This window comes from Allofournierella sp., from assembly GCF_048388525.1.
Classification (GTDB): Bacteria; Bacillota; Clostridia; order Oscillospirales; family Ruminococcaceae; genus BQOK01.
Genome location: NZ_DBGCTQ010000060.1, coordinates 1 through 25629, shown reverse-complemented (window position 1 = coordinate 25629; position 25629 = coordinate 1). Strand labels below are relative to the sequence as shown.

General features: G+C 61.1%; 28 protein-coding genes. 19 read left to right on the top strand and 9 right to left on the bottom strand.

What is annotated here, in order from left to right; genetic code table 11:
• The 4 genes from ACMLHZ_RS07895 to ACMLHZ_RS07880 all read right to left on the bottom strand — a co-directional run.
• Window positions 1–521, bottom strand: a 521-nt coding sequence (locus ACMLHZ_RS07895) for an NAD(P)H-dependent oxidoreductase subunit E (RefSeq protein WP_418667210.1), incomplete at its 3' end; no start/stop codon positions are given.
• Between the two features lie 12 nt (window positions 522–533).
• Window positions 534–905 (bottom strand): (2Fe-2S) ferredoxin domain-containing protein, encoded by a 372-nt coding sequence (locus ACMLHZ_RS07890; RefSeq protein ID WP_177563044.1) that lies wholly within the window; start codon window positions 903–905, stop codon window positions 534–536.
• Complete coding sequence (locus tag ACMLHZ_RS07885) at window positions 902–1459, bottom strand: ATP-binding protein (RefSeq protein WP_418667209.1); 558 nt, start codon at window positions 1457–1459, stop codon at window positions 902–904. Before ACMLHZ_RS07885 ends, ACMLHZ_RS07890 begins: the two co-directional genes overlap by 4 nt.
• Before the next feature lie 27 nt (window positions 1460–1486).
• Complete coding sequence (locus ACMLHZ_RS07880) at window positions 1487–1978, bottom strand: NAD(P)H-dependent oxidoreductase subunit E (protein ID WP_418667208.1); 492 nt, start codon at window positions 1976–1978, stop codon at window positions 1487–1489.
• Window positions 1979–2247: 269 nt separating this feature from the next.
• Between ACMLHZ_RS07880 and ACMLHZ_RS07875 the strand changes: the two genes are divergently transcribed.
• From ACMLHZ_RS07875 to ACMLHZ_RS07855, 5 genes are read left to right on the top strand one after another with little or no spacing between them, the layout of a single operon-like run.
• Window positions 2248–2598 (top strand): DRTGG domain-containing protein, encoded by a 351-nt coding sequence (locus ACMLHZ_RS07875; protein WP_177563041.1) that lies wholly within the window; start codon window positions 2248–2250, stop codon window positions 2596–2598.
• Window positions 2598–3020, top strand: coding sequence for an ATP-binding protein (locus ACMLHZ_RS07870; RefSeq protein ID WP_177563080.1), 423 nt, complete (start codon window positions 2598–2600; stop codon window positions 3018–3020). Before ACMLHZ_RS07875 ends, ACMLHZ_RS07870 begins: the two co-directional genes overlap by 1 nt.
• 36 nt (window positions 3021–3056) lie before the next feature.
• Window positions 3057–4373, top strand: coding sequence for a [Fe-Fe] hydrogenase large subunit C-terminal domain-containing protein (locus tag ACMLHZ_RS07865; protein WP_418667207.1), 1317 nt, complete (start codon window positions 3057–3059; stop codon window positions 4371–4373).
• Window positions 4370–4699, top strand: a complete 330-nt coding sequence (locus ACMLHZ_RS07860; protein WP_418667206.1) for a hypothetical protein — start codon at window positions 4370–4372, stop codon at window positions 4697–4699. The genes ACMLHZ_RS07865 and ACMLHZ_RS07860 overlap by 4 nt, the downstream gene beginning before the upstream one ends.
• A 24-nt stretch (window positions 4700–4723) precedes the next feature.
• A complete protein-coding gene (locus ACMLHZ_RS07855; RefSeq protein WP_418667205.1) occupies window positions 4724–5407 on the top strand; it encodes a PHP domain-containing protein in 684 nt (227 codons plus the stop codon).
• Between the two features lie 85 nt (window positions 5408–5492).
• Here ACMLHZ_RS07855 and ACMLHZ_RS07850 read toward each other — a convergent pair whose 3' ends face one another.
• Together ACMLHZ_RS07850 and ACMLHZ_RS07845 are read right to left on the bottom strand one after the other, a co-directional pair.
• Window positions 5493–7295, bottom strand: a complete 1803-nt coding sequence (locus tag ACMLHZ_RS07850) for a glycoside hydrolase family 2 protein (RefSeq protein WP_418667204.1) — start codon at window positions 7293–7295, stop codon at window positions 5493–5495.
• Between the two features lie 116 nt (window positions 7296–7411).
• On the bottom strand, window positions 7412–7651 hold the full coding sequence (locus tag ACMLHZ_RS07845; protein ID WP_418667203.1) for a helix-turn-helix domain-containing protein: 240 nt from the start codon (window positions 7649–7651) through the stop codon (window positions 7412–7414).
• Between the two features lie 122 nt (window positions 7652–7773).
• On the opposite strand from ACMLHZ_RS07845, the gene ACMLHZ_RS07840 reads away from it, so the two are divergent.
• Window positions 7774–8058 carry a hypothetical protein gene (locus tag ACMLHZ_RS07840; RefSeq protein ID WP_418667202.1) on the top strand — a complete coding sequence of 95 codons (285 nt, stop codon included), beginning with the start codon at window positions 7774–7776 and terminating at the stop codon, window positions 8056–8058.
• Window positions 8059–8062: 4 nt separating this feature from the next.
• Here ACMLHZ_RS07840 and ACMLHZ_RS07835 read toward each other — a convergent pair whose 3' ends face one another.
• Window positions 8063–9139, bottom strand: a complete 1077-nt coding sequence (locus tag ACMLHZ_RS07835) for a SpoIID/LytB domain-containing protein (protein ID WP_418667201.1) — start codon at window positions 9137–9139, stop codon at window positions 8063–8065.
• A 164-nt stretch (window positions 9140–9303) separates the two neighbouring features.
• Between ACMLHZ_RS07835 and ACMLHZ_RS07830 the strand changes: the two genes are divergently transcribed.
• Together ACMLHZ_RS07830 and ACMLHZ_RS07825 are read left to right on the top strand one after the other, a co-directional pair.
• Window positions 9304–10668, top strand: a complete 1365-nt coding sequence (locus ACMLHZ_RS07830) for a citrate synthase (protein WP_418667200.1) — start codon at window positions 9304–9306, stop codon at window positions 10666–10668.
• Window positions 10668–11456, top strand: coding sequence for a hypothetical protein (locus tag ACMLHZ_RS07825; RefSeq protein WP_418667199.1), 789 nt, complete (start codon window positions 10668–10670; stop codon window positions 11454–11456). Before ACMLHZ_RS07830 ends, ACMLHZ_RS07825 begins: the two co-directional genes overlap by 1 nt.
• A 119-nt stretch (window positions 11457–11575) precedes the next feature.
• Here ACMLHZ_RS07825 and ansA read toward each other — a convergent pair whose 3' ends face one another.
• Window positions 11576–12592 carry an asparaginase gene (ansA, locus tag ACMLHZ_RS07820; RefSeq protein WP_418667198.1) on the bottom strand — a complete coding sequence of 339 codons (1017 nt, stop codon included), beginning with the start codon at window positions 12590–12592 and terminating at the stop codon, window positions 11576–11578.
• Between the two features lie 92 nt (window positions 12593–12684).
• Window positions 12685–13413: a sensor histidine kinase gene (locus tag ACMLHZ_RS07815; protein WP_418667197.1), complete on the bottom strand. Its 729-nt coding sequence runs from the start codon at window positions 13411–13413 to the stop codon at window positions 12685–12687.
• Between the two features lie 221 nt (window positions 13414–13634).
• Here ACMLHZ_RS07815 and gap point away from each other — a divergent pair, with 221 nt between their 5' ends.
• The 11 genes from gap to ACMLHZ_RS07760 form a co-directional block, all read left to right on the top strand.
• The gene (gap, locus tag ACMLHZ_RS07810) at window positions 13635–14645 is read left to right on the top strand and encodes a type I glyceraldehyde-3-phosphate dehydrogenase (RefSeq protein WP_177563031.1); all 1011 of its coding nucleotides are present in this window, start codon (window positions 13635–13637) and stop codon (window positions 14643–14645) included.
• A gap of 346 nt (window positions 14646–14991) precedes the next feature.
• Complete coding sequence (locus tag ACMLHZ_RS07805) at window positions 14992–15639, top strand: hypothetical protein (RefSeq protein ID WP_418667196.1); 648 nt, start codon at window positions 14992–14994, stop codon at window positions 15637–15639.
• Window positions 15640–15872: 233 nt separating this feature from the next.
• Window positions 15873–16874 carry a LacI family DNA-binding transcriptional regulator gene (locus ACMLHZ_RS07800; protein WP_418667195.1) on the top strand — a complete coding sequence of 334 codons (1002 nt, stop codon included), beginning with the start codon at window positions 15873–15875 and terminating at the stop codon, window positions 16872–16874.
• Window positions 16875–17034: 160 nt separating this feature from the next.
• The gene (locus ACMLHZ_RS07795; protein WP_418667194.1) at window positions 17035–17967 is read left to right on the top strand and encodes a class II fructose-bisphosphate aldolase; all 933 of its coding nucleotides are present in this window, start codon (window positions 17035–17037) and stop codon (window positions 17965–17967) included.
• A gap of 19 nt (window positions 17968–17986) precedes the next feature.
• Complete coding sequence (locus ACMLHZ_RS07790; protein ID WP_418667193.1) at window positions 17987–18922, top strand: 1-phosphofructokinase family hexose kinase; 936 nt, start codon at window positions 17987–17989, stop codon at window positions 18920–18922.
• A gap of 30 nt (window positions 18923–18952) precedes the next feature.
• A complete protein-coding gene (locus tag ACMLHZ_RS07785; RefSeq protein WP_418667192.1) occupies window positions 18953–20320 on the top strand; it encodes an ABC transporter substrate-binding protein in 1368 nt (455 codons plus the stop codon).
• A 76-nt stretch (window positions 20321–20396) separates the two neighbouring features.
• Entirely contained in the window at window positions 20397–21317 is a 921-nt protein-coding gene (locus ACMLHZ_RS07780) for a carbohydrate ABC transporter permease (RefSeq protein WP_418667191.1), read from the top strand.
• Between the two features lie 2 nt (window positions 21318–21319).
• On the top strand, window positions 21320–22168 hold the full coding sequence (locus tag ACMLHZ_RS07775; protein WP_418667190.1) for a carbohydrate ABC transporter permease: 849 nt from the start codon (window positions 21320–21322) through the stop codon (window positions 22166–22168).
• Window positions 22169–22295: 127 nt separating this feature from the next.
• On the top strand, window positions 22296–23240 hold the full coding sequence (locus ACMLHZ_RS07770) for a hypothetical protein (protein ID WP_418667189.1): 945 nt from the start codon (window positions 22296–22298) through the stop codon (window positions 23238–23240).
• Between the two features lie 82 nt (window positions 23241–23322).
• The gene (locus tag ACMLHZ_RS07765; RefSeq protein ID WP_418667188.1) at window positions 23323–24342 is read left to right on the top strand and encodes an ROK family protein; all 1020 of its coding nucleotides are present in this window, start codon (window positions 23323–23325) and stop codon (window positions 24340–24342) included.
• Between the two features lie 242 nt (window positions 24343–24584).
• Window positions 24585–25629: HD domain-containing protein (locus ACMLHZ_RS07760; RefSeq protein ID WP_418667187.1), on the top strand; the 1045-nt coding region annotated here is incomplete at its 3' end.

Sequence of the window (25629 nt, the reverse complement as noted above, 5' to 3'; positions counted from 1 at the left end):
CCGGTGGGGAAGCCGCCGCCGCCGCGCCCGCGCAGGCCGGAATCCAGCACGGTCTGGATGACCGCGTCCGGGGTCATTTCGGTGAGGGCCTTGCCCAGGGCGGCGTAGCCGTCGAAGCCGATGTACTCCTCGATGCTCTCGGGGTTGATGACGCCGCAGTTGCGCAGCGCCACCCGCTTTTGCTTATTATAGAAAGAGGTTTGCTCGAGGCTTTTGACGGCGTTGTCCTCGGTGACGGTCTCGTCGTACAGAAGGCGGGTGACCGGCCGGCCCTTGAGCAGGTGCTCGCTGACGATCTCGGGCACATCCTCGGGCTTGACCATGCTGTAAAAGCTGCCCTCGGGGTAGACCACCACAATGGGGCCCAGCGCGCACAGGCCAAAGCAGCCGGTACGGATGACCTTGACTTCGTTTTCCAGGTCGGCGGCCATGATCTGGGTTTCAAAGGCCTTGGCCACCTTGTCGCTGCCGGAAGAGGTGCAGCCGGTGCCGCCGCAGATCATTACATGGCATCTATACATTCCATTCCCTCCTTATCGCTGCGCGTGGCCGATGGTGAATTCCAGCACCGGCTTGCCGCCCACCAGGTGCTCGGAGACCACGCGGGCGGCCTTTTCGGGGTTCATGCGGATGTAGGTGACCTTTTCCTCGCCGGGGCGGAACACCTCGACGATGGGTTCGTATTGGCAAAAACCGATGCAGCCGGTCTGGGTGACCATGACGTTGGCAAGGTCACGCCGGGCGATCTGCTCGGTAAAGGCGTTCAGCACCGGGCGCGCGCCCGCGGCGATGCCGCAGGTGGCCATGCCCACCACCACGCGGGTGCAGTCCGGCGAGAGCTCGCGGGTCTGCACGGTCTGTTTCATCCGGTCCCGGATGGCGGCCAATTCCTGTAAACTTTTCATACAGCGTTGCTCCTTTGTAAAAGATGTTCGGTGTTTTCATGCAGGTAATCCCGCAGCCACAGGGCGATCTGGGGTTCGGCCAGGCTGACGCCATCCAGGACTTCGCGCACCTCGCGGGTGTCGGCGCAAAAGCGTTCGCCGTCGGCCTCGACGGTGTAGATGAAATCGAGCGAGGGGTTGCACTGGATGAGACCCGCCACGGTGGCCGACATGTCGCCCAGGGGGGCGAGGTCGATGTGGCCGAGGGTGAACACGGCGCACACGGTGGTGCCTTTGCCCGGCTCGCTTTCCAACGTGAGGCAGCCGCCCGTGAGCTCGGCCGCCATTTTTAAAAACGGCAGCCCCAGGCCCACCTTGCGGCTGGTGCGGCTGGTGCAGAAGGGGTCGGTCACCCGGGCTGCAAACTCGGGCGGCATGCCGTGGCCGTTGTCGGTGATGGTGAGGGTCATGCGCTTTTGGGCGGTGGCGATGCACAGGCTGATCCCGATGAGGCTCGCCCCCGCGTCGACCGAGTTCTGCGCCACATCCAGCACGTTCATGGAGAGTTCCTGCATGGCTGGGACCTGCCTTTCTGACAGAGGTTACCGGTATTTGGCCAGGATGCCGTCCAGGTCGTCGACCGTGAGCCGGCCGTATACCTCGTCGTTGACCATCATCACGGGGGCCAGGCCGCAGGCGCCCACGCAGCGGCAGGCGTCCAGGCTGAAGCGGCCGTCCAGCGTGCACTCGCCGCCGGAGATGCCCAGCTTTTCCTGCAGCTGCTCATACAATATACCGCTGCCCTTTACGTAACAGGCGGTCCCGAGGCAAACGCTGATGCGGTAGCGGCCCTTGGGGGAGAGGCTGAACTGGGAGTAAAAGGTGGCCACACCGTAAATTTCGGCCAGGGGCTTATCCAGGGCGTCGGCCACCATGCGCTGCACTTCGATGGGCAGGTAACCGTAGATCTCCTGGGCTTTTTGCAGGGCGGGCATCACCACGCCGGGCATATCCCTGTTTTCCTGCAGCCAGGTGGTGAGCTGTTCTTCCTGCTCCTTTGTGCCGGAAAAGGGCACACTGGAAAAATGCCTCATACTATACCTCCTGAAAGAAAGTTGGACCCGCGGGCGGCCGGGGCGGCCCGTTTGCCCATATGAAATAATTATAACAGAAACCTGTTAGAAAAACGACAAATTCATTTTGATTTGCGTTTGACAAAAATGTAGAAATTTTATGCAAAAAACTGGCGAAAAACACGGAGGATATTCCAGGGCAGGCGCTTGCGCGGCACCGGCCTTTCCTTTATAATTTAAAAAGAGGAAACCGGCGCGTCCGCGCCGGTACAAAAGGGGAGGAACGTGCCATGACCATCCGCGAAGTGATGCAGGCCCTGGAAGCCGAACTGCTTACCCCCGGCGCTGATCTGGAAACCCAGGTGCATGCGGCCTGCGGCAGCGATATGATGAGCGACGTGCTGGCCTATGTAAAGGACCAGGGCGTGCTGCTGACCGGGCTGAACAACCCCCAGGTGGTGCGCACCGCCGACATGATGGATATTTTGTGCATCGTGTTTGTGCGGGGCAAAAAGCCGGGCGAGGAGCTGGTGAAGATGGCCGAGCGGCTGGACATTGCGGTGCTGGGCACGAGCCTGCCCATGTTCTCGGCCTGCGGGATCCTGTACGGCTGCGGCCTGCGGGGAGGGAGCATCACGTGATGGAACCCATCTGCCTGGCGTACACCGTGCCCGGCGACGATTTTACCCGTGCGGGCGAGGCCAGCGCCGACCTGAAGACGCGGCTGAAAAAGCTGGGGCTGCCCGCCGGCGCGGTGCGCAGGGTGGCCATTGCGCTGTACGAGGGCGAGATCAACCTGGCCATCCACGCCGGGGGCGGCGAGATCGCCGTGACCGTGGCCGACGACTGGGTGAGTATGGTGCTGACCGATCACGGGCCGGGTATTCCCAACATTGAGCTTGCCATGAGCGAGGGGTGGAGCACCGCCTCGGCCGAGGTGCGGGACCTGGGCTTTGGCGCGGGCATGGGCCTGCCCAACATGAAAAAGTATTCCGATGCGTTTGCCATTGAATCCACCGTGGGGGTGGGCACGACCATCACCATGCGGGTGGACATCGAATAAGGGGCGGCTGCGGCCGCTGAAAGGGGACCCGAAACCATGGAACGGTTTGTTCATTCCGTCACGCTGCAAAAGCAGCTGTGTACGGGGTGCATCAACTGCATCAAGCGCTGCCCCACCGAGGCCATCCGGGTGCGGGAGGGGAAGGCGCACATTCTGGCGGAGCGCTGCATCGACTGCGGCGAGTGCATCCGCATCTGCCCGCACCACGCAAAGCGCGCGGTGAGCGACGCGCTGGAGGTGCTGAAGGAGTTTGAATACACCGTGGCCCTGCCGCCCCCCAGCCTGTACGGCCAGTACAACCACCTGGACGACCAGGACCGGGTGCTGGACGCATTGCGCCGCATTGGGTTCGACGCGGTGTTCGAGGTGGCAAAGGCGGCGGAGCTGATCAGCGACGCGACCCGCCGCATCCTTGCCACGGGCAGCATCCAGAAGCCGGTGATCAGCTCGGCCTGCCCGGCGGTGACAAGGCTGATCCGGGTGCGTTTTCCGGAGCTGATCGAACACGTGCTGCCCCTGGTGCCGCCGGTGGAGCTGGCGGCGCGCATGGCCCGGCGCGAAGCAATGCAGCGCACCGGGCTGCCGGCCGAAAAGATCGGCTGCATTGCGCTGGTGCCCTGCCCGGCCAAGGTGACCGCGCGGCATACCCCCATTGGCTCCTCCCACAGCGAGATCGACCGGTCGGTGGCCATTAAGGACGTATATCCGGCGCTGCTGGCCGCCATGAGCCATGTGGAGCGCCCGGAGCACCTGGCCGCGGCGGGGAGCATCGGCCTGGGGTGGGCCGAGAGCGGCGGCGAAGCCGCGGGGCTGGTGAGCACTGAGAATTACCTGGCGGCCGACGGTGTGGAGAACATCATGCGGGTGCTGGAGGACCTGGAGGACGAAAAATACGGCGGCATCGACTTTGTGGAGCTGCGGGCCTGCGCCGGCGGGTGCGTGGGGGGCGTTTTGCAGGTGGAGAACCCCTACATCGCCAAGACCAAGATCAAGCGTATGCGCCGCATGGCCCCCTATGCCCAAAACCGGCTGGAGGGGGGCGTGCCCACCGAGATGCTGTGGGACACCGACCTGACCTATGCCCCGGTGCTGGAGCTGGGTGCCACCCGCAGCGAGCGGTTTGAGCGCTACAACCAGATGCAGAAAATTTTAAAAGGCCTGCCGGGCCTGGACTGCGGCAGCTGCGGCGCGCCCACCTGCGAGGCCATGGCCGAGGACGTGGTGCGGGGCAAGGCCCAGATCACCGACTGCACCGTGCTGATGCGCCACCGGCTGGAGGCCATGCTGCGGGCAAAAGAGGAGCAGGAGGCCGCGCGGGCAGCGGGCGGCCGGGAGGAGGCGGTGGTAAAATGACCACGGCGGAGCTGGCCGCAGCCTGCGGCTTTGTGCCGGTGGTGCCGGGGGAAGCGCGCGGGATTGACGGCATTTTTGCGGGCGACCTTTTGAGCTGGGCCATGAGCCGGGCAAAGGAGGGGGACGCCTGGTTTACCGTGATGGGGAACGTGAACGCGGTGGCCGTGGCCAGCCTGGCGGACTGCGCGTGCATCGTTTTGTGCCACGGCGCGGCCCTGGACGACACGGCCCGGGAGCGGGCCGTGGAGAACGGAGTGCAGGTGTTCGCCACCGACCTGCCGGAATTTGAGGCCAGCCTTGCGCTGGCAAAGGCCATGGGACTGTAAGGAAACAGAGAGGGGGCAAAGGCCGTGCGATACGATCTGCATCTGCACACCTGCCTTTCCCCCTGCGCAGACGACGACATGACCCCCGCCACCGTGGCGGGGCTGGCAAAGCTGGCGGGGGCGGAGCTGATCGCGGTGACCGATCACAACTCGGCCCTGAACCTGCCCGCGGCAGAAGCCGCCTGCCGCGCATACGGCCTGCGCCTTCTGCCGGGCATCGAGGTGAACACCGCCGAGGAGATGCACCTTTTGTGCTACTTTAAAACGGTGGAAAAGGCGCTGGAATACGGCGAGGCACTGTATGAGGCGCTGCCCGCGTTTCCCTATGACCCGGCGGTGTGGGGCGAGCAGCTGGTGATGGACGAGGACGACCGGGTGGTGCGCCGGGTGGAGCGGCTGCTGACCGGCGCCGCCCGGTGGGATGTGTATGAGGCCAAGGCCGCCTGCGAGGCGCTGGGGGGCGTTGCGCTGCCCGCCCACGCGGACCGGGAGAGCTATTCGCTGTTTGCGGTGCTGGGGGCTTGGCCGCCGGACCTCAGCTTTGCGGCGGTGGAGCTGTACCGCCCGGAGCGCCGGGAGGAGCTGGAGCAATGGGGCCTGCCGCGGGGCATTGAGGTGCTGACTTCCTCGGACGCGCACTGTATGGAAAAGGTGGCGGGCCGCCTGCGGGAGCTGCCGGAGGGCTCGGTGCTGGAAAAACTGCTGTGAGGACGGCCGGTACAAAAGACTGAAAAAGGTCCGCAGGGTGGGGGATTTGCCCCGCCCTGCGGACCCTTTTTATTCCCTGCCCGAGTTACGCCTGCCCTGCGGCGCGGCGAAGTTCCTTGTTCAGGCGGCGGACCGTGCCGCCGTCCAGCTTGAGGATCTCGCGGTCATAGGTGTAGATGCCGTTCACCTCGTCTTCAATGTCGGACAGCTGGGTGTATACGGTCACGCACAGGCCCTTTTGCACGGCGGGCAGCACCGTGCCGCGCACCAGCGCCTCGTAGGCGGCGGTGAGGGCCGCGGGGTCGGCGCATTTGCCGTAGCCGTAGGCGGCATCGGTGCAGCAGTGGCCGGCAAGGGCCAGGGAACAGCCCCCGAACTCGGTGAGGGCCAGAGCGCGCGCATCGCTTTTGGGCAGGCGGAACTTGAAAAAGTAGTGGTGCAGGCTGCGCACGCTGCCGCCGCCTTGGTCGAACCAGCCGCTGGCGTGGTCCACCAGGCGGGTGGGGTCGAGCCGGCGCACCAGCGCCTCCACCCGCAGCGCATCGAACTGGCCCCAGCCCTCGTTGAAGGGTACCCAGCAAACGATGGAGGGGTGGCAGCCGAGCGCCCGAACGGTGGCCTGGGTCTCGCGCAGGAACTCGCTGCGGCTTTGTTCTTCGCGGCGGGAGAGCAGCCGGCGGCTGCGCGCGCCGTCCTTGACCGTGAGGCGCAGGCGGTTCATCAGGGTGGCGAGATAGGTGACGAACCAGCTTTGAAGGGGGGAGCCGCCGCACACCATGTCCTGCCAGACCAGCATGCCCAGCCGGTCGCAGTGGTAATACCAGCGCTGGGGCTCCAGCTTCACGTGCTTGCGCAGCAGGTTGAAGCCCAGCTCTTTTATGGAGAGAATGTCGGCCGCCATGGCCTCGTCCGACGGGGGAGTATAGAGGCCCTCGGGCCAGTAACCCTGGTCCAGCACGCCCAGCTGCAGATAGGGCCTGCCGTTCAGAAAGGTGCGGGGCACGCCGGCTTGGTCCCGCTGGACGGCGCACTGGCGCACCGCAAAGTAGCTGGTGACGAGATCGGCCCCGGCCGCCACGCTGACGCCGTATAAAAACGGGTCCTCGGGGCTCCAGGGGTGAAAACCGGGCAGCGGGATGCACACCTCCTGGCCGGTGGTGAAGGGCACCTCGGCCACCAGGGCCGGTGGCTGGGCGGGCTGCGGGCCCTCGGGCGGGCAGTAAGGGCTGGTGATGCGGCAGACGGCGGGCACGGGATGGGCCGTGGCGGCGCGCAGGCGCAGGCAGGCACCAGCGTAGTCCGGCCGGAGGGAAAGCTCGTCCACCGCGTTTTCCGGCACGGGCTCGAGCCAGACGGTCTGCCAGATGCCGCTTTGGGCGGTGTAGAACATGCCGCCCCGCCTGAGCTTTTGTTTGCCCCGGCTGTGCCAGCCGGCGTCGGTCTCGTCCTGCACGCGCACCACCAGTTCGTGCCCGCCCGCGGGCGCGGCGTGCAGGGCGGCGGTGATGTCCAGCGTGAAGGGCAGGTAACCGCCGGTGTGGCCCCCCACCTCGAGGCCGTTCACCCAGACACGGCAGGTCTGGTCCACCGCGCCGAAGTGCAGCAGGACCCGGCCTGTTTCGGGCGCGGGGAACGAGAAGCTGCGCCGGTACCACAAAAATTCGCCGGGCCGCAGCTGCCGGCCCACCCCGGAGAGGGCGGCTTCAGGGGAATAGGGCACCAGGATGGAGCCCCCCCAGGCTGTGGGGGGCGCTTCGGTGGGGGTGAACGCGCACTGCCAGAGCCCGTTCAGGTTGAGCCAGTTTGGCCGCGCCAGGGCGGGGCGGGGGTACTCGGGGAAGGGGAGGCCGGCGGGCTGCCGGCCCCACCGGGTGGTGAGCTGCTTCATGGGATACACCGCCTTTTCACGCGGCGCGCCGGGGCGCTAAAAAAGGCCGCGCGCCGCTTTTTATTATATCTGCGACAAGAGAAGCTGGAGCATTGCCCCAAAAAACCGGCCGCCAGTTACAGCCCTTCAAAGAAGGCATCGAAGGTGGAAACACCGTAAATTTGTTTTAGGGCCAACAGAACACTGATACGCACACTGTAACGCCCCTGTTCCATCTTGGCGAGGATATCCTCGGTTATGGAAACATCCAAGACCTCGAGTTGGGCGGATGCCTGGCGCTGGGACAGCCCGGCCTTTTTGCGCAGAGCTTTGAGATTGGGACCGATCGAGATATCTTGTTTTAACCCGTTGGACATGATTGCCTCCCCAAAACAAATGTTGAATCTGGATGAATATATCCATATAGCTTGATTTTAGCTTGATTGACGTGCTATGATTGGATAAATACATCCAGATTTGAAATGGGAGGCATTAAAAGATGGAAAAAGATAAAAACGAAGGGTTGACCGAGATCGAAAAAACAATTGGTGAAATGCCGGAAAAGAAACAAAAAGCGATTTACTGGATCCTCTCAGAGTGGGAGGTGGTTGAAAAAATATGTAAAAGTTCAAAAATGACCAATGAGGAAATTGAAAACTATAAAAAGAAGGCGAGGGAAAAGGAAGACTACACATTGCTTGGCCTTTTATGTGCTGCACAGGCATATCGGGATGGGACAGTAAAACAGACGGATCAGCCATCCAAGAAAAAGACGGTGCCTTGAAAGATTATGAGTTGAGTTCTTCCAGCGCGGTGCCGGGAAAATACCAGGCCAGGATCTCCTCGCAGCTCTTGCCGGTGAGGGCCATGTTTTTGGCCCCCCACTGGCTCAGGCCCACCCCGTGGCCGTAGCCCTTGGTGGTGACCGCGAACGCGCCATCGGCGTATTCGACCGAGAAGCAGGCGCTGCGCAGGCCCAGCGCGGCGCGCACATCGGTGCCCTTGGCGAACACGCCCCCCACCTGGATGCTCTGCACATAGCCTGCGTCGGTGTATTTGACATCGCCGAACCATTTGCCGGGTTTTGCGGTCAGGTCCACACCGGCAAAGCTGGAGGTGAGGGCGTCGTACATCTGCTGGGCGGTGTAGGTGACGGTCTGTTCGTACCCCTCGGCGGCGAGGTCCAGGGTGGAATCGACCCCGGCCAGGTAGGGCAGCGCCTCGCTCCACACGTTTTCGCTGGCCTCGGTGCGGCCGCAGCTGATGGCGTGGTAGCAGGCGGCCGCGGGCGCGCCCTCCCAGGTGAGGACCTTGTCCACGATGGGCTCAAAAAGAGATTTGAGCCGGGCATAATTCTCGCTGTAGGCATCGCCCCAGTAACTGCGCAGGACCTCCTCGGTCATGTAACCCTGGCGGCGGGCGGGGTCGGCGGAGAACCAGGCGCCGCCCAGCTTGTCCGCGTCGGCGTGGTCACGCTGGTAGAGCGCGTAGCTGTGGCTGGCCACCGCCTGGGCTTTGAGGGCTTCGTCCGGCCAGTTCACCGGCATCTCGCTGGCCGCCGCGCCGATCATGTAGTCCAGCACGGGCACTTCCAGAACGCTGCTGTCGGCCGCGTTCTGGATGAGGATGACCGGGCTGTCGCCGGTTTGGGCCGGGGCAGCGCCGGGGTCCACGCTGCCGGTGAGCGCGCCGGGAGCCGGAGTGGGGGCGGGAGCGGCGGAGGATGGGGAGGAAGCGCCGCCGCCGAAACCGAAAAAGGGGGTTGCCCCGTCATCGGCGCCCGCAGCGGGCAAAAGCAGGCTTACCATGGGCAGGCAGTAGGTGAGCAGGGCAAACAGCAGGATGGGCAGAATGGTTTTTTTCATGGGATCCCTCTCCTTTTCAAGTTCCCGCGCGGCGGGGCCGCGCTTGCAATTTGGCGGTAAAACGTGTAATATGAAATGCGTATATATAGAAAAAGCAGAGCGCCGGGCGGCGCTGGACAACAGGGTGGGAAAACCAGAAAATAAATTGTGAGGAGTGACAGCGAATGGCGGTGGAAAAGACCAGGCTCTCGCCAGGTTCCATGAAATTTTTATGCGGGGAGTACCTGAAAAATAACTTCATCGACCCGGAGACCAGCGAACGGCTGGGGGTGAAGCGGGGCCTGCGCAACCCGGACGGCACCGGCGTGCTGGCGGGGCTGACCAACGTGTGCGACGTGGTGGGCTACGAAAAGGCGGCGGACGGGGCGATCATGCCCATCCCGGGAAAGCTGATTTACCGGGGAATCAACATTGAGGAGATCGTGCGGGAGGCCTATGACCATGACCGCTTTGTGTTCGAAGAGGTGATCTGGCTGCTGCTGTTCGGCAGCCTGCCCACCGCTTTTGAACTGGCCCAGTTCCAGGAGATCCTGGCCAGCCACCGGGAGCTGCCCGAGGGATTTGCCGAGGATATGATCATGAAGGCGCCCAGCCCGAACATTATGAACAAGCTGGCCCGCAGCGTGCTGGCGCTTTACAGCTACGACGAAAACCCCGAGGACCTGTCGCTGGAAAACCTGCTGGAGCAATCGGTAAGCTTGATCGCCAGCCTGCCCACCATTATGGTGAACGCCTACCAGGTGAAGCGCAGGGTGTATGACCGCCAGAGCATGTATTTCCACATGCCCACCCCCGGGCAGAGCACGGCGGAGCATATTTTGGCCACCTACCGGGCGGATCAGAAGTTCACCCACGAGGAGGCGAAGCTGCTGGACCTGTGCCTGCTGGTGCACGCGGATCACGGCGGCGGCAACAACTCGGCCTTTACCTGCCGCGTGCTCTCGAGCTCGGGCACGGATACTTATTCGGCCATCTCGGCGGCCATCGGCAGCCTGAAAGGCCCCAAGCACGGCGGCGCGAACCTGAAGGTGATGGAACAGCTGGAACAGATTAAGGCCGGCGTGCAGAACCACAGTGACGAGGAAGAGGTGCGGGAATTTTTGCGCCGCATCATCCGCAGGCAGGAGGGGGACGGCTCCGGCCTGATCTACGGCATGGGGCACGCGGTGTATACCGTGAGCGACCCCCGCGCGGTGGTGCTGCGCCAAAAGGCGGAGAGCCTGGCCGTGGAAAAAGGCTTCGAGGACGATTTCCGCATGCTGTGTCTGGTGGAAAAGCTGGGGCCGGAGGTGTTTGCCGAGGAAAAGGGCAGCAAGACCGTGTGCGCCAACGTGGACCTATACAGCGGGCTGATTTACAAAATGCTGGGCATCGGCCCCGACCTGTACACCCCGCTGTTCGCCATCAGCCGCATTCCCGGCTGGTGCGCCCACCGCATCGAGGAGGTCGTGTTCGCCAACCGGATCATCCGCCCTGCCTACAAGTACCTGGGCGTGCGGCAGAAATATAAAAGTTTAGAGGAACGCTGATGAAACGATTTGCCACAAGCCTGCTCGCGCTGGTATGCCTGGCGGCGGGGGGCGCCCGCTGGCTGGACCTGGTGAACTGCACCGATCTGGCCACCGGCTTTTCTACCTACGGGTCCTACTGGGTGCGCTATGCAGTAGTGGGCGCGGTGCTGCTGCTGGCGGCGCTGGCCTCGTTTTTGGCGCCGGGGCGCCCCGCCGCGCTGGGCGGGCACAACGCCTTACAGGGGGTGCTGGCCTTTTTGTGCGGTTTTGGGTTTGCAGCCCTTGCCGGGGTGCAGATCGGCGGCTGGGCCGCCCTTGGCTGGGTGGAGCGCATTCTGGCGGTGCTGTATCTTGTAAGCGCTTTGTGGATGCTGCTTTTGGGCCGGAGCCGCTTTACCGAAGAGTTTGAGGCGCCCACCGGCAGCGCTGTGTTCGGCGTGGCGGGTACGCTGTCGCTTTACCTGCTCACCATCCAGCGCTTTTGCCTGGTGCCCACCGGCATCGTGCGGGTGGGGTATACCCTGGAAGCGATGGCGGCGCTGGCAGCCCTTTTGTTCTGCACGGCGCAGGTCAAGGCGGCCTACATCCCGGGGGGCAAGAGCGGCGGCTGGGTGTTTTTTACCGGCATGGCGGCCTTTTTGCTGTGCACCTGCCTGGCGCTGCCCGGCGTGGTGTGCGAATACCTGGTGGGGCAGGCGGCCCTGGCCGAGCTGATCCAGGCGGCGTGCATCGGCCTGGTGGGGCTTTCGGGCCTGGCGTACGCCTTTACCGCAGTGGGGCCGGCAGCGGAAGAGATCACGGCTTAAGGGCAGCAAAGAACGCACCCGCAAAAACCTGTGAAACAAAAAAGCCGCGCCCTTATGGTGTAAACCATAAGGGCGCGGCTTTTTGTGGGCTTGTTTTCGGGAGACCCCTGCGGGGCGGCTCACTCCCCGGTGAGCTCGCCCCGCAGGTCCTGTTCCATCAGGCGCTTGACCTCGGCGGCGGAATGCCCCCTGCTGAACAGATAATACAGCTTTGCCACTGCGGCCTCGGTGGTCATGTCGCGGCCGCTCACAGCGCCGGAAGCTTTGAGCGGCGCGCTGGTGGCATAGGCGCCAAGGTGCACCGAACCTTCGCCGCACTGGCTGCACACCACCAGGACGGTACCGTTTTTGCCGGCTTTTTGGATCAGGGGCAGCAGCGCGCCCCCGCCGTCCGGAATATTGCCCGCGCCGAAAGTTTCCAGCACGATGCCCCGCAGCGCCTCGGTGAGGATGGGCTCGAACAGGCCGAACTGGATGCCGGGAAACACCTTTAACACCCCGATGGGTGCGGCCTCGAAGGGGGCCAGAGTGAGCGGCCCTTTTTGCGCCGGGCGGGCCAGAGCCGCCTGGTCGTACCGGATTTCGACCCCGGCCATGGCGAGGGGCGGATAGTTGGGCGAGGAAAAAGCGCGCAGGCCGTCTGCCGAGCGCTTGGTGGCACGGTTGCCGCGCAGCAGCTTTCCGCCGAAATACAGGCACACCTCGGCCGCGCGGCCCTGGGCCGCAATCAGAAGGCTGGTGATGAGGTTGTCGCGCCCGTCGCTGCGCATGCGGCACAGCGGGATCTGGCTGCCGGTGAAGATCACCGGCTTTTGCAGATTTTCCAGCATAAAGGAGAGGGCGGAGGCGGTGTAGGCCATGGTGTCGGTGCCGTGCAGCACCACAAAGCCGTCGAACCGGTCGTAGTGATCGAAAATGGCCTGGCCGATGGCACGCCATTCCCGCACAGTGATGTTGGAGGAATCCAGAAGGGGCTCCATTTCGACCAGCTCCCAAGTCGGAGCTTCCGGGCTTGCAAGGTCCGGGATGGCCTTCAAATACTGGGCCAGAGCCCCTGGCTTTGGGGCGTAGCCCCGGTCGGTGGGCACCATGCCGATGGTGCCGCCGGTGTACAAAATGCAGATGCGTTTTTTCATGCCGCGCCTCCAGGCTGTAAAACGTTTTTGGGGAGGTTTACCCCAATATACCATAAAACGGACGCCGGAACAACGCCCGGCGGCAAGGGTGGTCAGTCCGGCAGGACGCACCGGGGGGCGAGCTGTACGTACACCGGGCTGAACCGGTCGGCCAGCAGCGCCGCTGCCTGCGGGGGCTGGGGCAGGCGCGCCGCGCTGCACAGCGGAAGCGACAGGGCGACGCATACCCCCCGGCCGGGCCGGCTTTCCAGGGTGAAAGCACCGCCGTACCGGCGGGCGAACAGCGCCGCCAGCGGCAGGCCCAGCCCGGCGCTGGGCAGATGGGAGAAGCTCTCGAAGGGCTGCAGGGCCGCCCGCTGGCGGTGGGGGGGGATGCCGGGGCCGCCGTCGCGCAGCAAAAGCACCGCCCGGCTGCCCTGGCGCGCCGCCCGCAGCGTGAGAGCGGGCGTGGGCCCGCCATACAGCAGGCTGTTGCAGACCAGGTTGAGCAGCACCGCCTCAAAGGCGGCTTCGTCCGCCGCCACGGGCAGCGGCTGGCGGCAGGGCACCAGCTGCAGAAGGACCGGCGGGGTGGCGCACACCTCGCGCACGGCGGCCAGCAGCGCCGCCGTGCTGGCCCCCAGGTCCAGCGGGCGGGCGGGGGGCGGCTGGGTGGAAAGACGGGTCCACCATTCCAGGTTTTGGGCGGTGCGCAGCAGCCGGTAGGCCGCGGCGCGCGCGGCGGGGGAGAGGGAGGATTCCGGACAGCACAAAACCTCGCTCACCTCGCCGCGCATGGCCGCGGCCAGCCGCGCCGCCGGTGTGATCGCTCCCAAGATCATTCGATCCACCCCTTTCCTGTGTACATTGTATTTCACCCGGTTAGTGTGGCATGCCGGGGCGGCTCCATGCGCCCCAAAGGGCTGGCAATGTTTTCATTTGCACTTTGTGATAATTTTTTGTCAAGCACTTGTGCTTTGGCCGTTTTTGTTATACAATAAATTTAACCCTGAGAGAGCCGCCCCACTGGGGCGTGCATGAGAAATAAGGAGGATTTTTTACAATGGCTGTTAAAGTTGCTATCAATGGTTTTGGCCGCATCGGCCGCCTTGCCTTCCGCCAGATGTTCGGCGCCGAGGGCTATGAGATCGTTGCCATCAACGACCTGACCAGCCCCGAGATGCTGGCTCACCTGCTGAAATATGACACCGCACAGGGCCGTTACGACGGGCACACCGTGGTGGCCGGCGAGGGCTCCATCACTGTGGACGGCAAGAAGATCACCATTTACGCCAACCCCAACCCCGCTGAGCTGCCCTGGGGCGAGCTGGGCGTGGACGTGGTGCTGGAGTGCACCGGCTTCTTTACCAAGAAGGACAAGGCCATGGCCCACATCCAGGCCGGCGCCAAGAAGGTTGTGATTTCCGCTCCCGCGGGCAATGACCTGAAGACCATCGTTTACAGCGTGAACGAGGGCAACCTGACCAAGGAAGACCAGATCATCAGCGCCGCCTCCTGCACCACCAACTGCCTGGCCCCCATGGCCAAGGTGCTGAACGACACCTACCCGATCCAGAGCGGCATCATGACCACTGTGCACGCCTACACCGGTGACCAGATGATCCTGGACGGCCCCCACCGCAAGGGCGATCTGCGCCGCGCCCGCGCCGGCGCCGCCAACATTGTGCCGAACTCCACCGGCGCCGCCAAGGCCATTGGCCTGGTGATCCCCGAGCTGAACGGCAAGCTGATCGGCAGCGCCCAGCGCGTGCCCGTGCCCACCGGCAGCACCACCATCCTGGTGGCTGTGGTCAAGGGCAAGGACGTGACCAAGGAGAGCATCAACGCCGCCATGCAGGCCGCCGCTTCTGAGAGCTTTGGCTACAACACCGACCCCATCGTGTCCAGCGACGTGATCGGCATCACCTATGGCAGCCTGTTCGACGCCACCCAGACCATGGTGACCAAGATTGACGACGACACCTACCAGGTGCAGGTCGTTTCCTGGTACGACAACGAGAACAGCTACACCAGCCAGATGGTGCGCACCATTAAGTACTTCGCCGAGCTGTAATCCGACCGGAGAATAGAACAAAAACCCCCGCTCGAAAGAGCGGGGGTTTTTGCTGCATGGGGGAAGGACGGCTTGAAGCGGGAGGGGAATTTTGAAATACAGCTTATGAATATATAATATTACGCCTGTACCAGCTCGACATGCATGGTATAATATTATACACTTATCCAGAAGGCGTTCGCCCCGCCGCCGGGGGCGGCAGCCGGAGGGATCGCCGATCATACCATTCAGGCAGCGCGTTTTTGGTATAATACGGACAGGACGCGGTTTTATAAAACCGTGAAGAGGGTGAAATCACATGTCTTTCTCATTGTTTGATCACTATAATTTCCGCGCGAGGATAAGCGTGGGCATCATATTGTTAAGCCCTGTATTGCTGATGCTTTATCTTCAGGTGGAAATGATCCGTAAACTTTCCACGACGGCGATCGTACTTGTCTGCCTGTTTTCGCTTGCAAATTTAATGATCGTGCTCTCCCGTTTCTATGGAAAAAAGGTACACTCCAAGAGGAAAAAGGTGGAAGAATATCTTTACCCCTCGGACAGTCATTTTGATATGCTGACCAAGAAAAGATTTTATAAAACCCTCGCGGCTAAAAATTCCTCGCTCAATGTTCTGGTGGAAAAACAGGACTGCCCGGACGAAGAGTTTTATGAGGCCTGCAAAAGCGCCGTCCATTGGTTAAGGGTAAACACGCGGGATTCCAAACTGGTTACAGAGGAAAATATAAATTATGGCTTTTACCGAAACATGCTGGGAGTAAAGCCGTTTGGTATAGGGATATCGGTTTTTTTATTGACGGTGCACCTTTTGCAGTTTTGGATCGGATTTTGTGGGAATGTTGGGAACGTGACACCTGAATACCTGATCTCCCTTGTGATAGCGCTGCTCTATCTTGCATTGTGGCTGTTTTTAGTAAACAGAAAAATCGTGGACTTTGCCGCCGAAAACTATGCGGAGGCCTTAATCAATTCTATAGACACGCTAAAATGAGTTTTTTAAAAAGAATGCCCCTGATTTGAAAGGATCGCCAGGGCCCCCGCTTTTGAGCGGGGGCCCTTTGCAGCGGGGCGGAACTGCCGGCGGCGGGCAATCTGCATAGAAAACGGATAGAAAATTGCGGCAGTTGACTGATTTGATTTTCGCGCTATTGACAGAGAGGGAAAAAGCGTTTATCCTGAAAACGAAGATTATAGAAAACGTTATCTATCGCCGGAGGGAATACCGTGAAGCAAACTACGATCAAGGATATAGCAAAGGCAAGCGGGGTATCGATCACTACTGTTTCAAGGGCATTGAATGGGAATTATCCGGTGAGTATGGAAGTGCAGGAACGGGTGCGCAAGGCAGTACAGGAATTGGAATATCGGCCGAACGCGGTGGCCCGCAGCCTGCGGAGCAACCGGACCAATCTCATTGCGCTGGTGGTTCCGGACCTTTCCAACCTGTTTTTTATGGAGGCGGCAAAGGGGCTGGAACGGGAGATTGCGGCGGACGGATATAACCTGGTGGTGGCGGGCAGCGACGGAAAGGCGGAAAAAGAGCGGCATCTGCTGGAATCGCTGCTGGAAAAGCGCATTGACGCGCTGGTGATCGCCAGCAGCGACAGCCGGGGCGATTCGATCCGGCGTTTTATTGAGCTGCGTGTACCAGTGGTGCAGATTGACCGCATTCTTGACGGCCTGGAAACCAACCAGGTGGGATGGGACAATACCGACGCCTCCCGGCGCATTACGCAGGTGCTGATCGACGCAGGCCATACGGACATTGGAATCGTGAATGTTTCGCTGAAAAACCGCAATGGCCAGGGGAGATATTACGGTTTTGTGCAGGCCATGGAAGAAAACGGGCTTGCAGTGGAAGAGGAGTGGGTCAGCCCCTCGAATTTTGATGGCGATTCGGCCTATTTTTGGGTACGGGAGACGCTTGCCCGCCCCTACCGGCCCACAGCGCTGTTCTGCGCAAATAATATTGTTCTGGCGGGCACATTGAAAGCATGTGCGGAACTTGACTTGCAGATTGGAAAGGACATTTCGCTGGTTTCCTTTGGAATGATAGAATCTTATTTTGGGCTGCGGATTACCTGCATGTACCAGGACAGCTGCGAGATGGGGCGGCAGGCGGGAAGATTGCTGCAGCAGTCGCTTCGGTCGGGGACGGATGGCGGCTGCACCAAGATAAGGCTGGAGGCGGAATTTCGGCAGGGGGATTCGGTGCGCGGGCGCTGACGGGAGGAGCGGTGGGCGCAAAGCCTTTTTCGGGAGCGATCTCCGGATTGAACCGGGCGCCGACCTGAGGAGCAGAGAAAGCTAAAGGATGATTTTGCCAGCGGATAGAAAACGTTTTCTATTCCAATAAGAAGCAGCTTTATAAGTGAGAGGGAGAAAAATGGCACTGCGTTCAATCAAGGAACTGCTTGCGCATGCGGCAGAGGGAGAATACACGATCGGGGCGTTCAACGTATGCAATATGGAGACGCTGGGGGCTGTGCTGGCGGCGGCCCGGCAGGAAAAAGCGCCGGTGATCCTGCAGATGAGCATGGGGGCGCGCAGGTTCGTGCCGAGCATCCCGGCATTTGTAGCCCTGATGAAATGGATGGCGGAGGAAGCGCCGGTCCCGGTGGCGCTGAACCACGATCACTGCCCCACGCCGCAGGCGGCGGCGGAGGCGATTGGGTGGGGCTTTTCGGGGGCGATGTTCGATGGATCACAGCTGCCCTATGCGGAAAATGCGCGGCAGACCCGCCGGTTGGCCGCCTGGGCCCACGAGAGGGGGGCCTGCATCGAGGCGGAGCTGGGGCGGCTGCCCGGGTTTGAGGACGAGGTGTTTGCAGAGCACGCGGATTTTACAGACCCTGCGCTTGCGGCCCGCTTTGTGGAGGAGACCGGCTGCGACTGCCTGGCGGTATCGGTGGGGACTTCGCATGGGGGCGTAAAAGCCGACGGGCCGCTGCCCCTGGATTTTGGGGTGCTGAGTGCAATTCACAGCGTGCTGCCGGGATACCCGCTGGTGCTGCACGGGGCGGCAAGCCTGCCGGAAGAACTGCTGCGAAGCGTGAATGAGCTGGGGGGAAAGGTCCCCCCCGTGTGCAATTGCAGCGAGGAGGATATCGCCCGCACCGGCAGACTTGGCGTTTGCAAGGCGAATATGGATGTGGACAATTTTCTGTGTTTTACGCGGGAGGTGCGCCGGGTTCTGCAGGACGCCCCGGAGCAATACGATCCAAGACGATATTTGGGACCGGCCCGCGAGGCGTTTGCCGAAGAGGTGCGGCACAAAATGCGGTGCGTCTGCGGCTGCGCCGGGAAAAGCTGGTTGTGAGGCGGGGAGGGGGAGCCGGATGATCCGAGCAATTTGCCTGAACCCGGCGATTGACAGAACCTATTACATCGACGGGTTTGAGGCGGGGGACAAGTATAAGAACAATCATCCGCGGGAGTGCGCGGGGGGCAAGGGCGTAAACGTGGCCAAGGTATGCGGGCAGCTGGGCGAGCCCGCGGCGATTTACGGGTTTGTGGGCGGAGCGGCGGGCAAAAGGGTGCGCGGCGAGATGGAGCGCTGCTGCCGCAGCGTGCGCCTGGTGGAAATTGAGGGGGAAACGCGGATGACGATCAATGTGATCGACCGGCGCCGCAGGCGGGAGACCGAGATCCTGGAGGCCGGCCCCCAGGTGACAGGGCGGCAGGTGGACGCGCTGCTGGGGCTGCTTGAAAAAGACCTTTGCAGGGGGGACATCGTGGTTTGTTCGGGGATATCCATTGCGGGAGCGCCCCGCGACATTTATGTGAGGATCAGCCGCATGTGCCGAAACGTGGGGGCGGTGTGCATCCTGGACGCCAACGGCGAGTCCATGAGGGACGCGGCTGAGGGACAATACTATTTGTGCAAACCCAACCAGAACGAACTGGCCGAGCTTTGCGGCGTTGCCCCGACCACCGACCCGGAGCTTCTGTGCCGGATGGCGCGGCAGGTTTTGCCCGGCCGCTTTTCGTGGATTATGGTGTCGATGGGGGATTTGGGCGGCCTGCTGGTCAGCGGGACCGAATGCTGCCTGGCACGGGTGCCGGAGGTGCCGGTGATGTCGACCATTGGCAGCGGGGACGCCTGTGTAGCCGGCTTCTGCGTGGGGCTGGCCCAGGGGCTCGCGCCCCGGAGATCGTTTGTGCTGGGCATGGCCTGCGGCGTGGTGAATTCCATGTGCGACGCGGTGGCCTGTGTGACCCGGGAACAAGTATATGGGCTGTTGGATCAGATCACACTCTCTGACCCAGAATGATATGGTGCCGAATCAAAAAGGAGAAGAATTATGAAAAAATGTGTTGCAATGTTGTTGGCGGCTCTGCTTTTCACCGTGTGTCTGGCCGGCTGCGGCGCCCCTGCGGCCAGCGGGGGCGCGTCGGCGCCGCCGGCTGCGGGCACGGCAGCGCCGCAGACGCTTGTTTCGTGGACCGATATGACCCCGGAGGAAGGGGCGGAGCTGACGGTTATGGGGGGCGCCCACCTGACGTCCGTTGCCGAATACGTTCTGCAGGACTTTATGCAAAAAACCGGGATCACCATTCATTTTGAAAAGTATTCGTACGACGAATATCCTACAAAAATGAAGATCGCAATGAGCCAGGGCGACTCTGTGCCGGATGTTCTGATTGTGCATGACCTGTTCATCCGTCAGTTTGTGGAGGCGGGCTACCTGATGGAGCTGAGCAGCATTCTTGACCGGGAGAACACCCTGGATGTGCTCACGCCAGTGAGCTTTAACGGCGGAGTGTACGGCATCCCAAACCAGGTGACAAATCAGTTTATCTTTATGTACCGCGGGGATGTGTATGACCAACTGGGCCTGACGGCCCCCGCCACCTTTGACGAGTATTTTGCGCAGGCCCAGACCCTGAAGGAGGCAGGTTATTACGCGGGCGCGTGGGATCCCTCCAAGCCGGGCTGTGTGAACCTTTTTCTGAATTACCTGTATATGCTGGGGGGCGACGTGCTGGACACGGAGGGCAATGTTTCCCTGAACAAGGCGGAAGAGACCATTGCGCTGCTGCAGAAATGCTATGATGCGGGGATCTGGCATAAGAGCGAGCAAAGCAACAGCGACGAGTACTGGACCGCCTTTAATGCGGGTAAGATTGCGGCGTTCCCCGGCGCGGCCGCCCATGTTGCGTATTATGAAACCAACGCCGACCCCAATGGCCAGGGAGGCTATGGCTCATTGCAGATCGCCCCTGCAATGAAATTTTCCGCGGATGGACCCGATACATACCTGAACAATACCGAGTTTTGGGCGATCAACGCAAAAACGAAGTATCCCAACGCAGCGCGCATGGTGGTTTCTTACCTGACGCAGACGGTGGAAGCGGCGCAAAAATGTGCGAACATTGATGAAGAAGGCCTGATGGCCCGCTTTGGCACCGGGTATCTGCCCGGCTTGGAAATGCTTGCAGAAGGCGAGGGTGTGGCGGCCTCGGAACCGTTTGGCGGAGAAAAGACGGTGGCGGTGCTGGCGCAGGATATTCTGAACAAGGCCGGTTCGATCCTGCTGCCTTATGTGGATGTTCGGAGCAGCGAGATCAACACAATCATTGCCGAAGTGCTGGGCGAGATGTTCCTGAAAGGGACCTATACGCCGGAAACCGCGGCGGCCGAGATGCGTGCCAGGATCGGGAAGATTTAAGGCGTTTTTGAAAGGGCGGCGGACAGAGGACTGCCTGCCGCCCTCCTTTTTCTTACAGAAAAAAGAGGTAGTACACTTGAAACATAAATCGGTGCGATCTGCGGCAAAAAAGCACGGCGTGTGGGCAGAGATCAAGCGGAACAAGCACTGCTATTTGTGGCTGACGCCGTTCTTTTTCCTTTTCGTTTTTTTGTGCCTGTACCCTGCCTGCTACGGTTTTTACGTGAGCCTTACAAACTACGACGGCCTGGCCCGCATGGAGTTTATTGGCCTTTCCAACTATGCCAAAGCGTTCGGCGACCCCAAATTTTATTCTTCGCTGTGGAATACGGTGGTGCTGTGGGCGCTGATCGTGCCCGCCCGCACGGTGCTGGCCCTGCTGTTTGCCGCGATGCTGAATTCCGGAAAGCTTTTGGGGAGAAAAGTATACCAGAGCATCGTGCTGCTGCCCTATATTACCGCTGTTGCGATTGTGGCGATCGTGTTTCGGATCGTGCTTACTACGGAGGGCGGCCTTGTAAATGTGATGCTGGGCGATTTGTTCGGGATCGGGCCCATCGGCTGGCTGGATACAACGGCGCTTTCCAAGGTGTCGGTGGCGCTGATGAACATCTGGCGGATGACCGGCTATTTTGCACTTGTGATGCTGGCGGGGATGCAGAAGATCCCCCGGTCCGTGCACGAAGCGGCCCTGCTGGACGGCGTGGGCCCGGTGCGGAAGTTTTTTTCGATTACTGTGCCGCTTATGATGCCGGAAATCTTTTTCGTATCGCTGATCTCCACGATCTGGATCTTCCAGAATGTGAGCGATGTGATGGTGCTCACGCAGGGCGGGCCGATCAATTCTTCCACCACGCTTGTGTACTATTTGTATCAAAACGCCTACGAATATGGAAAGATGGGGTATTCTTCTGCCCTGAGCTTTATTTTGTTTGTGCTGCTGCTGGCATTCAGCGGCCTGCTGGCAAAGCACTATTACCGGGATATGGAGGGCTGAAGGTGAGAAAAAACTATAAAGTGCGCGCGGGCCTGCTGCAATTGCTCTCCTTGCTGCTGCTGGTTCTTATCATTGCGGTATCCTGCTTTCCGTTCGTGCTGATGTTTTTCGGGAGCTTTAAAGAGGACTATGAGATCTTTACGCTTTCGCCCAAGCTCCTTCCGCAGAACGGGTTCAGCCTTGCGAAGTATTACCAGCTTTTTGCAAGCTGGCCCTTCGGCAGGGCGATGATGAACAGTATTGTGGTGGCGGTGGCAACCACGGTGGGCGCCTGCTTCTTTTGCACCCTGAGCGGTTTTACCTTTGCCAAGTACCGCTTCCCGGGAAAAAACCTTCTGTTCGTTCTGGTTTTGGCCACCCTGATGCTGCCGCTCGAAACAAGATTGGTGCCCACCTACATGCTGTTCCGCGGCATAGGCGGCGCGGACAAGCTGTGGTCGCTGATCCTGCCGGGGCTGACGCCGGCGTTCGGCGTGTTTATGATGCGGCAATTTGCATCGAACGGGGTGCCCACCGAAACCATGGAGGCCGCCCGGATCGAGGGAGCTTCGGAAACGCATATTTTATTCCGCATTGCATTTCCGATGCTTGCGCCGGGGATCTTTTCGCTGGCAATCCTGACCTTTATGAACACGTGGAACGATTTTCTTTGGCCGATCATTATTATGAACCGCAAGGAAAACCTTACCGTGACGGCAATGCTGCGGAGCATTGGGGATGTGTCGATGAACGGGGGATACGGGATCCTTTTGGCGGCGGTCACCCTGAGCGCATTGCCCATTCTGGTAATGTACATGGCGTTCAACAAACAGTTGGTCAAGGGAATCGTGGAGGGCTCGGGAAAAGAATAGAGCACCCTGAAAAACAGCCGCGGCAGCGTGCAGGCTGCTTTGGAATACGCGGCCCGGCCGCCGCTTTGGCGGCGGGGCTTGCCCCATTGGCCATTTGAAACAAAGACCGTTTTGGGAGGAGAATAAAATGAGCGTGCCGCAGGAATTAAAACACGTTTGCCGCGTGGTACACCCCACGCAGGGGCTTCCAGCTGACAATAACCATGATCCTTCGAACATCGTTTTTTACAAGGGGCGCTATTATTTATGGTACACGCAGCATATGCGGCAAGAGCCGTATGGGCATTTTGCGGGCTGCAAAATCATGTGCGTGACCTCGCCGGACGGCGAGCACTGGGGCGAGCCGGCGGACGCGCTGCTGCCCGGGGCGGCGGGAAGCTGGGATGAGGGCGGCGTTCTTACAGCCAACGTGGTTTATGCAGATGGAAGATATTACATGTGGTACATTGGTGTTCCAAAGGGGTACAGCGACGAAAACGAGCTGCCCCGGAGCTGCGGCTGGGCCGCGGCGGCTACGCCGGACGGGCCGTTTGTGCGCGGGACCCGGATGCCGGCGATCGGGCCTGGCGCGCCGGGAGAGTGGGATGACTTTGCAGTGGACGACATCACGGCGCTTTATTGGAAAGGGGAATGGCGGATCTATTACAAGGGGACCAGCAGGGCGCAGAGAGACCCGGATCTCACGCAGGTGGGGTTTGCACAGGCACCGGCCATCACGGGCCCTTACCGCCGGAATGAACACAACCCGGTGATCCGCGGGCACGCCTTTTCGGTTTGGCCTTACCAAAACGGGCTGCTGCTGCTGACAGGGCTGAAAGACAAGGCCCATGAAGGATACATTTACAGGGGCGACTGGAACGACCCCAGGGGCAAGCAATTTCTTTATTACAGCGAGGATGGGATCTCTTTTGAACCGTGCTGCGAATTTGAAAACCGGGCAAGCGGTATTTTTGTGCCGCCGGGCGAGGCGGCACAGGACATCCGGAACTGCTGGGGAGTAACGGTGAATACCCGCAACGCTCATTTGGGGCGGTATATTGAACGGTTCGACTTTGCGCTGAGCGGGGAATAAGCCGCGGCAGGACCCGGATCGCAGGCGCTGGCCGGGGGATGAGCGGCAAATTGCACAACCTCAAAGAAAGCGGGGACTTGCCATGAAATGGATCATCGGCCTGGACATTGGAGGCACAAAATGTGCCGTGGTGGCGGCCCAGGTGGACAGCACGATCCGTGTAAAAGCCCGTGCGGCATTTCCCACCTGCGCGGAAAAACCGTTCGGGCAGATCCGGGAAAAATTGTTTGGCGCGGTGTATGAGGTGTTGGCCCAAAGCGGCATATCGATCCGGGAGGCGGCCGCGATCGGCGTGAGCTGCGGCGGCCCGCTTGACAGCAGACGGGGGATCGTGCTGTGCCCGCCGAACCTGCCCACATGGGTCAACATCCCTTTTGTGGAAATGCTGCGCGGGGAGTTTGGCGTTCCGGCATACCTGCAAAACGACGCGAAGGCCTGCGCGCTGGTGGAATGGAAGCTGGGCGCAGGCCGGGGCGCGCGGAACATGATTTTTCTCACCATGGGGACGGGCATGGGAAGCGGAATTATTGCGGAAGGGCGGCTGGTCTGCGGGGCCTGCGATATGGGCGGGGAGATCGGGCATGTGCGCATTGAGCCGGACGGCCCGGTGGGATTTGGAAAACACGGCTCGTTTTCGGGCTTTACCAGCGGCGGCGGCATTGCGCGCATGGCAAGGCAAATGGCCTTGGAGGCGCTGGAAAAAGGGCGGCCGTTTGCGTTTGCACCCGACCGGCAGACCGCTGCATTGGCCGACACAAGATATCTTGCGGCGGCGGCCAAGGCGGGGGATGAGGATGCACGCCGCATTTTTGAGATCGTGGGCGAGAAGCTGGGAAAGGGAATCGCCCTGCTCGTTGATATCCTCAACCCGGAGGTGGTGGTGATCGGAAGCATCTTCGGCCGGTGTGAAACGCTGCTGCGGCCCCGTATGGAGGAGGTGCTTGCCAGGGAATGCATTCCGTTTTCGCTGAAAGCGTGCCGCGTTGTGCCCGCGCAGACAGGGGAGCGGATCGGCGACCTTTCCAGCGTTATGGCCGCCGTGTATGGCGCGGGGATTGAGTTTGAGCCTGTGGGCGGCGCTGCTTGTGAAAGACCGGGCTGACCCTTGGCCGGGATGAAAAAGCACCCCATATTTTGTTGCGCAGGGAGAAAAGAATGATATAATCATATATATCGCTGCTTTGCGCCGCTTCGGCTGAAATTTGGTCAAAGCGCCGGGGGCCGCTTTTGCACATGCGCAGTGACCGCCCCGCAACGGGTGCGGGGAAGGGGGCTGTGTGAACCGGCTGCCCTGAAGGCGAAAGACATGACCTTGCAAAATAATGTGGGAAAGAGCTTAAAAGGATGGCCGAACGGATGCTGGAATACAACACCGGGTTTATTGACAACAAAGCGATCATCGGCATTTTGCGGCGCGCTTACAACTATGTGGACAAGCGGCTGATGGATCACGGCATCCGGGTGGCGTATATCCTTTCCCGCATGCTGCGCAGGATGCCGCAGGTGAGCGCGGCCCAGATGCGGGATCTGTGCTTTTTGGCCGCCATGCACGACGTGGGGGCCTACAAAACCGAAGAGATCGACCGGATGGTCCGCTTTGAAACGGAGGAGATCTGGGAGCACTCGGTGTATGGGTGCCTGTTCATCAAAAATTTTACGCCCCTGTTTGAATTGGCGCCGGCCATCCTGTTCCACCACACACCCTGGAGCGAGCTGGGGCGGATGGAGGACGTGAACCGCGAAAACAAGCATGCCGCCCAGCTGATCCACCTTGCCGACAGGCTGGATATCTGGCTGAACGCGGAGGGCGGCTCGTACGACGAGTTTGCCCGGGTCGCCCGCGCAGAGCGCGGCCAGCGCTTTGAGCCGTTTTTTGTGGATCTGCTGCTGGAGCAGGAGTTTGCCCCCTTTACGGCTGAGGAGGTGGAGTGCGACCCGGTGTTCCAGAGAATGCAGGCGGAAATTTCGTTTACCGGGGAAGAGATCCGGGACTATTTGAAAATGGTTATTTATTCGATCGACTTCCGCAGCCGCCATACGGTCACCCACACCATGACAACCACCAGTATTTCAAACGAGCTTGCGGAATATATGGAGCTGGGGGCGCAGGAGCGCAACAACGTGGTCTGCGGCGCGCTGCTGCACGATCTGGGGAAGATCGGCATTCCGGTTGAGATTCTGGAGTTTCCGGGAAAGCTCAGCCCGCAGGCGATGGCAGTGATGCGCACCCATGTGGACGTGACGGAGGAGATCTTTGGCGGGGATATTCCTTCGCCGATTCGCGAGATCGCGCTGCGCCACCATGAAAAGCTGGACGGCTCGGGCTACCCGCGGGGACTGAGGGCACAGCAGCTGAGCCTGGAGGAGCGGATCGTTGCGCTGGCGGATA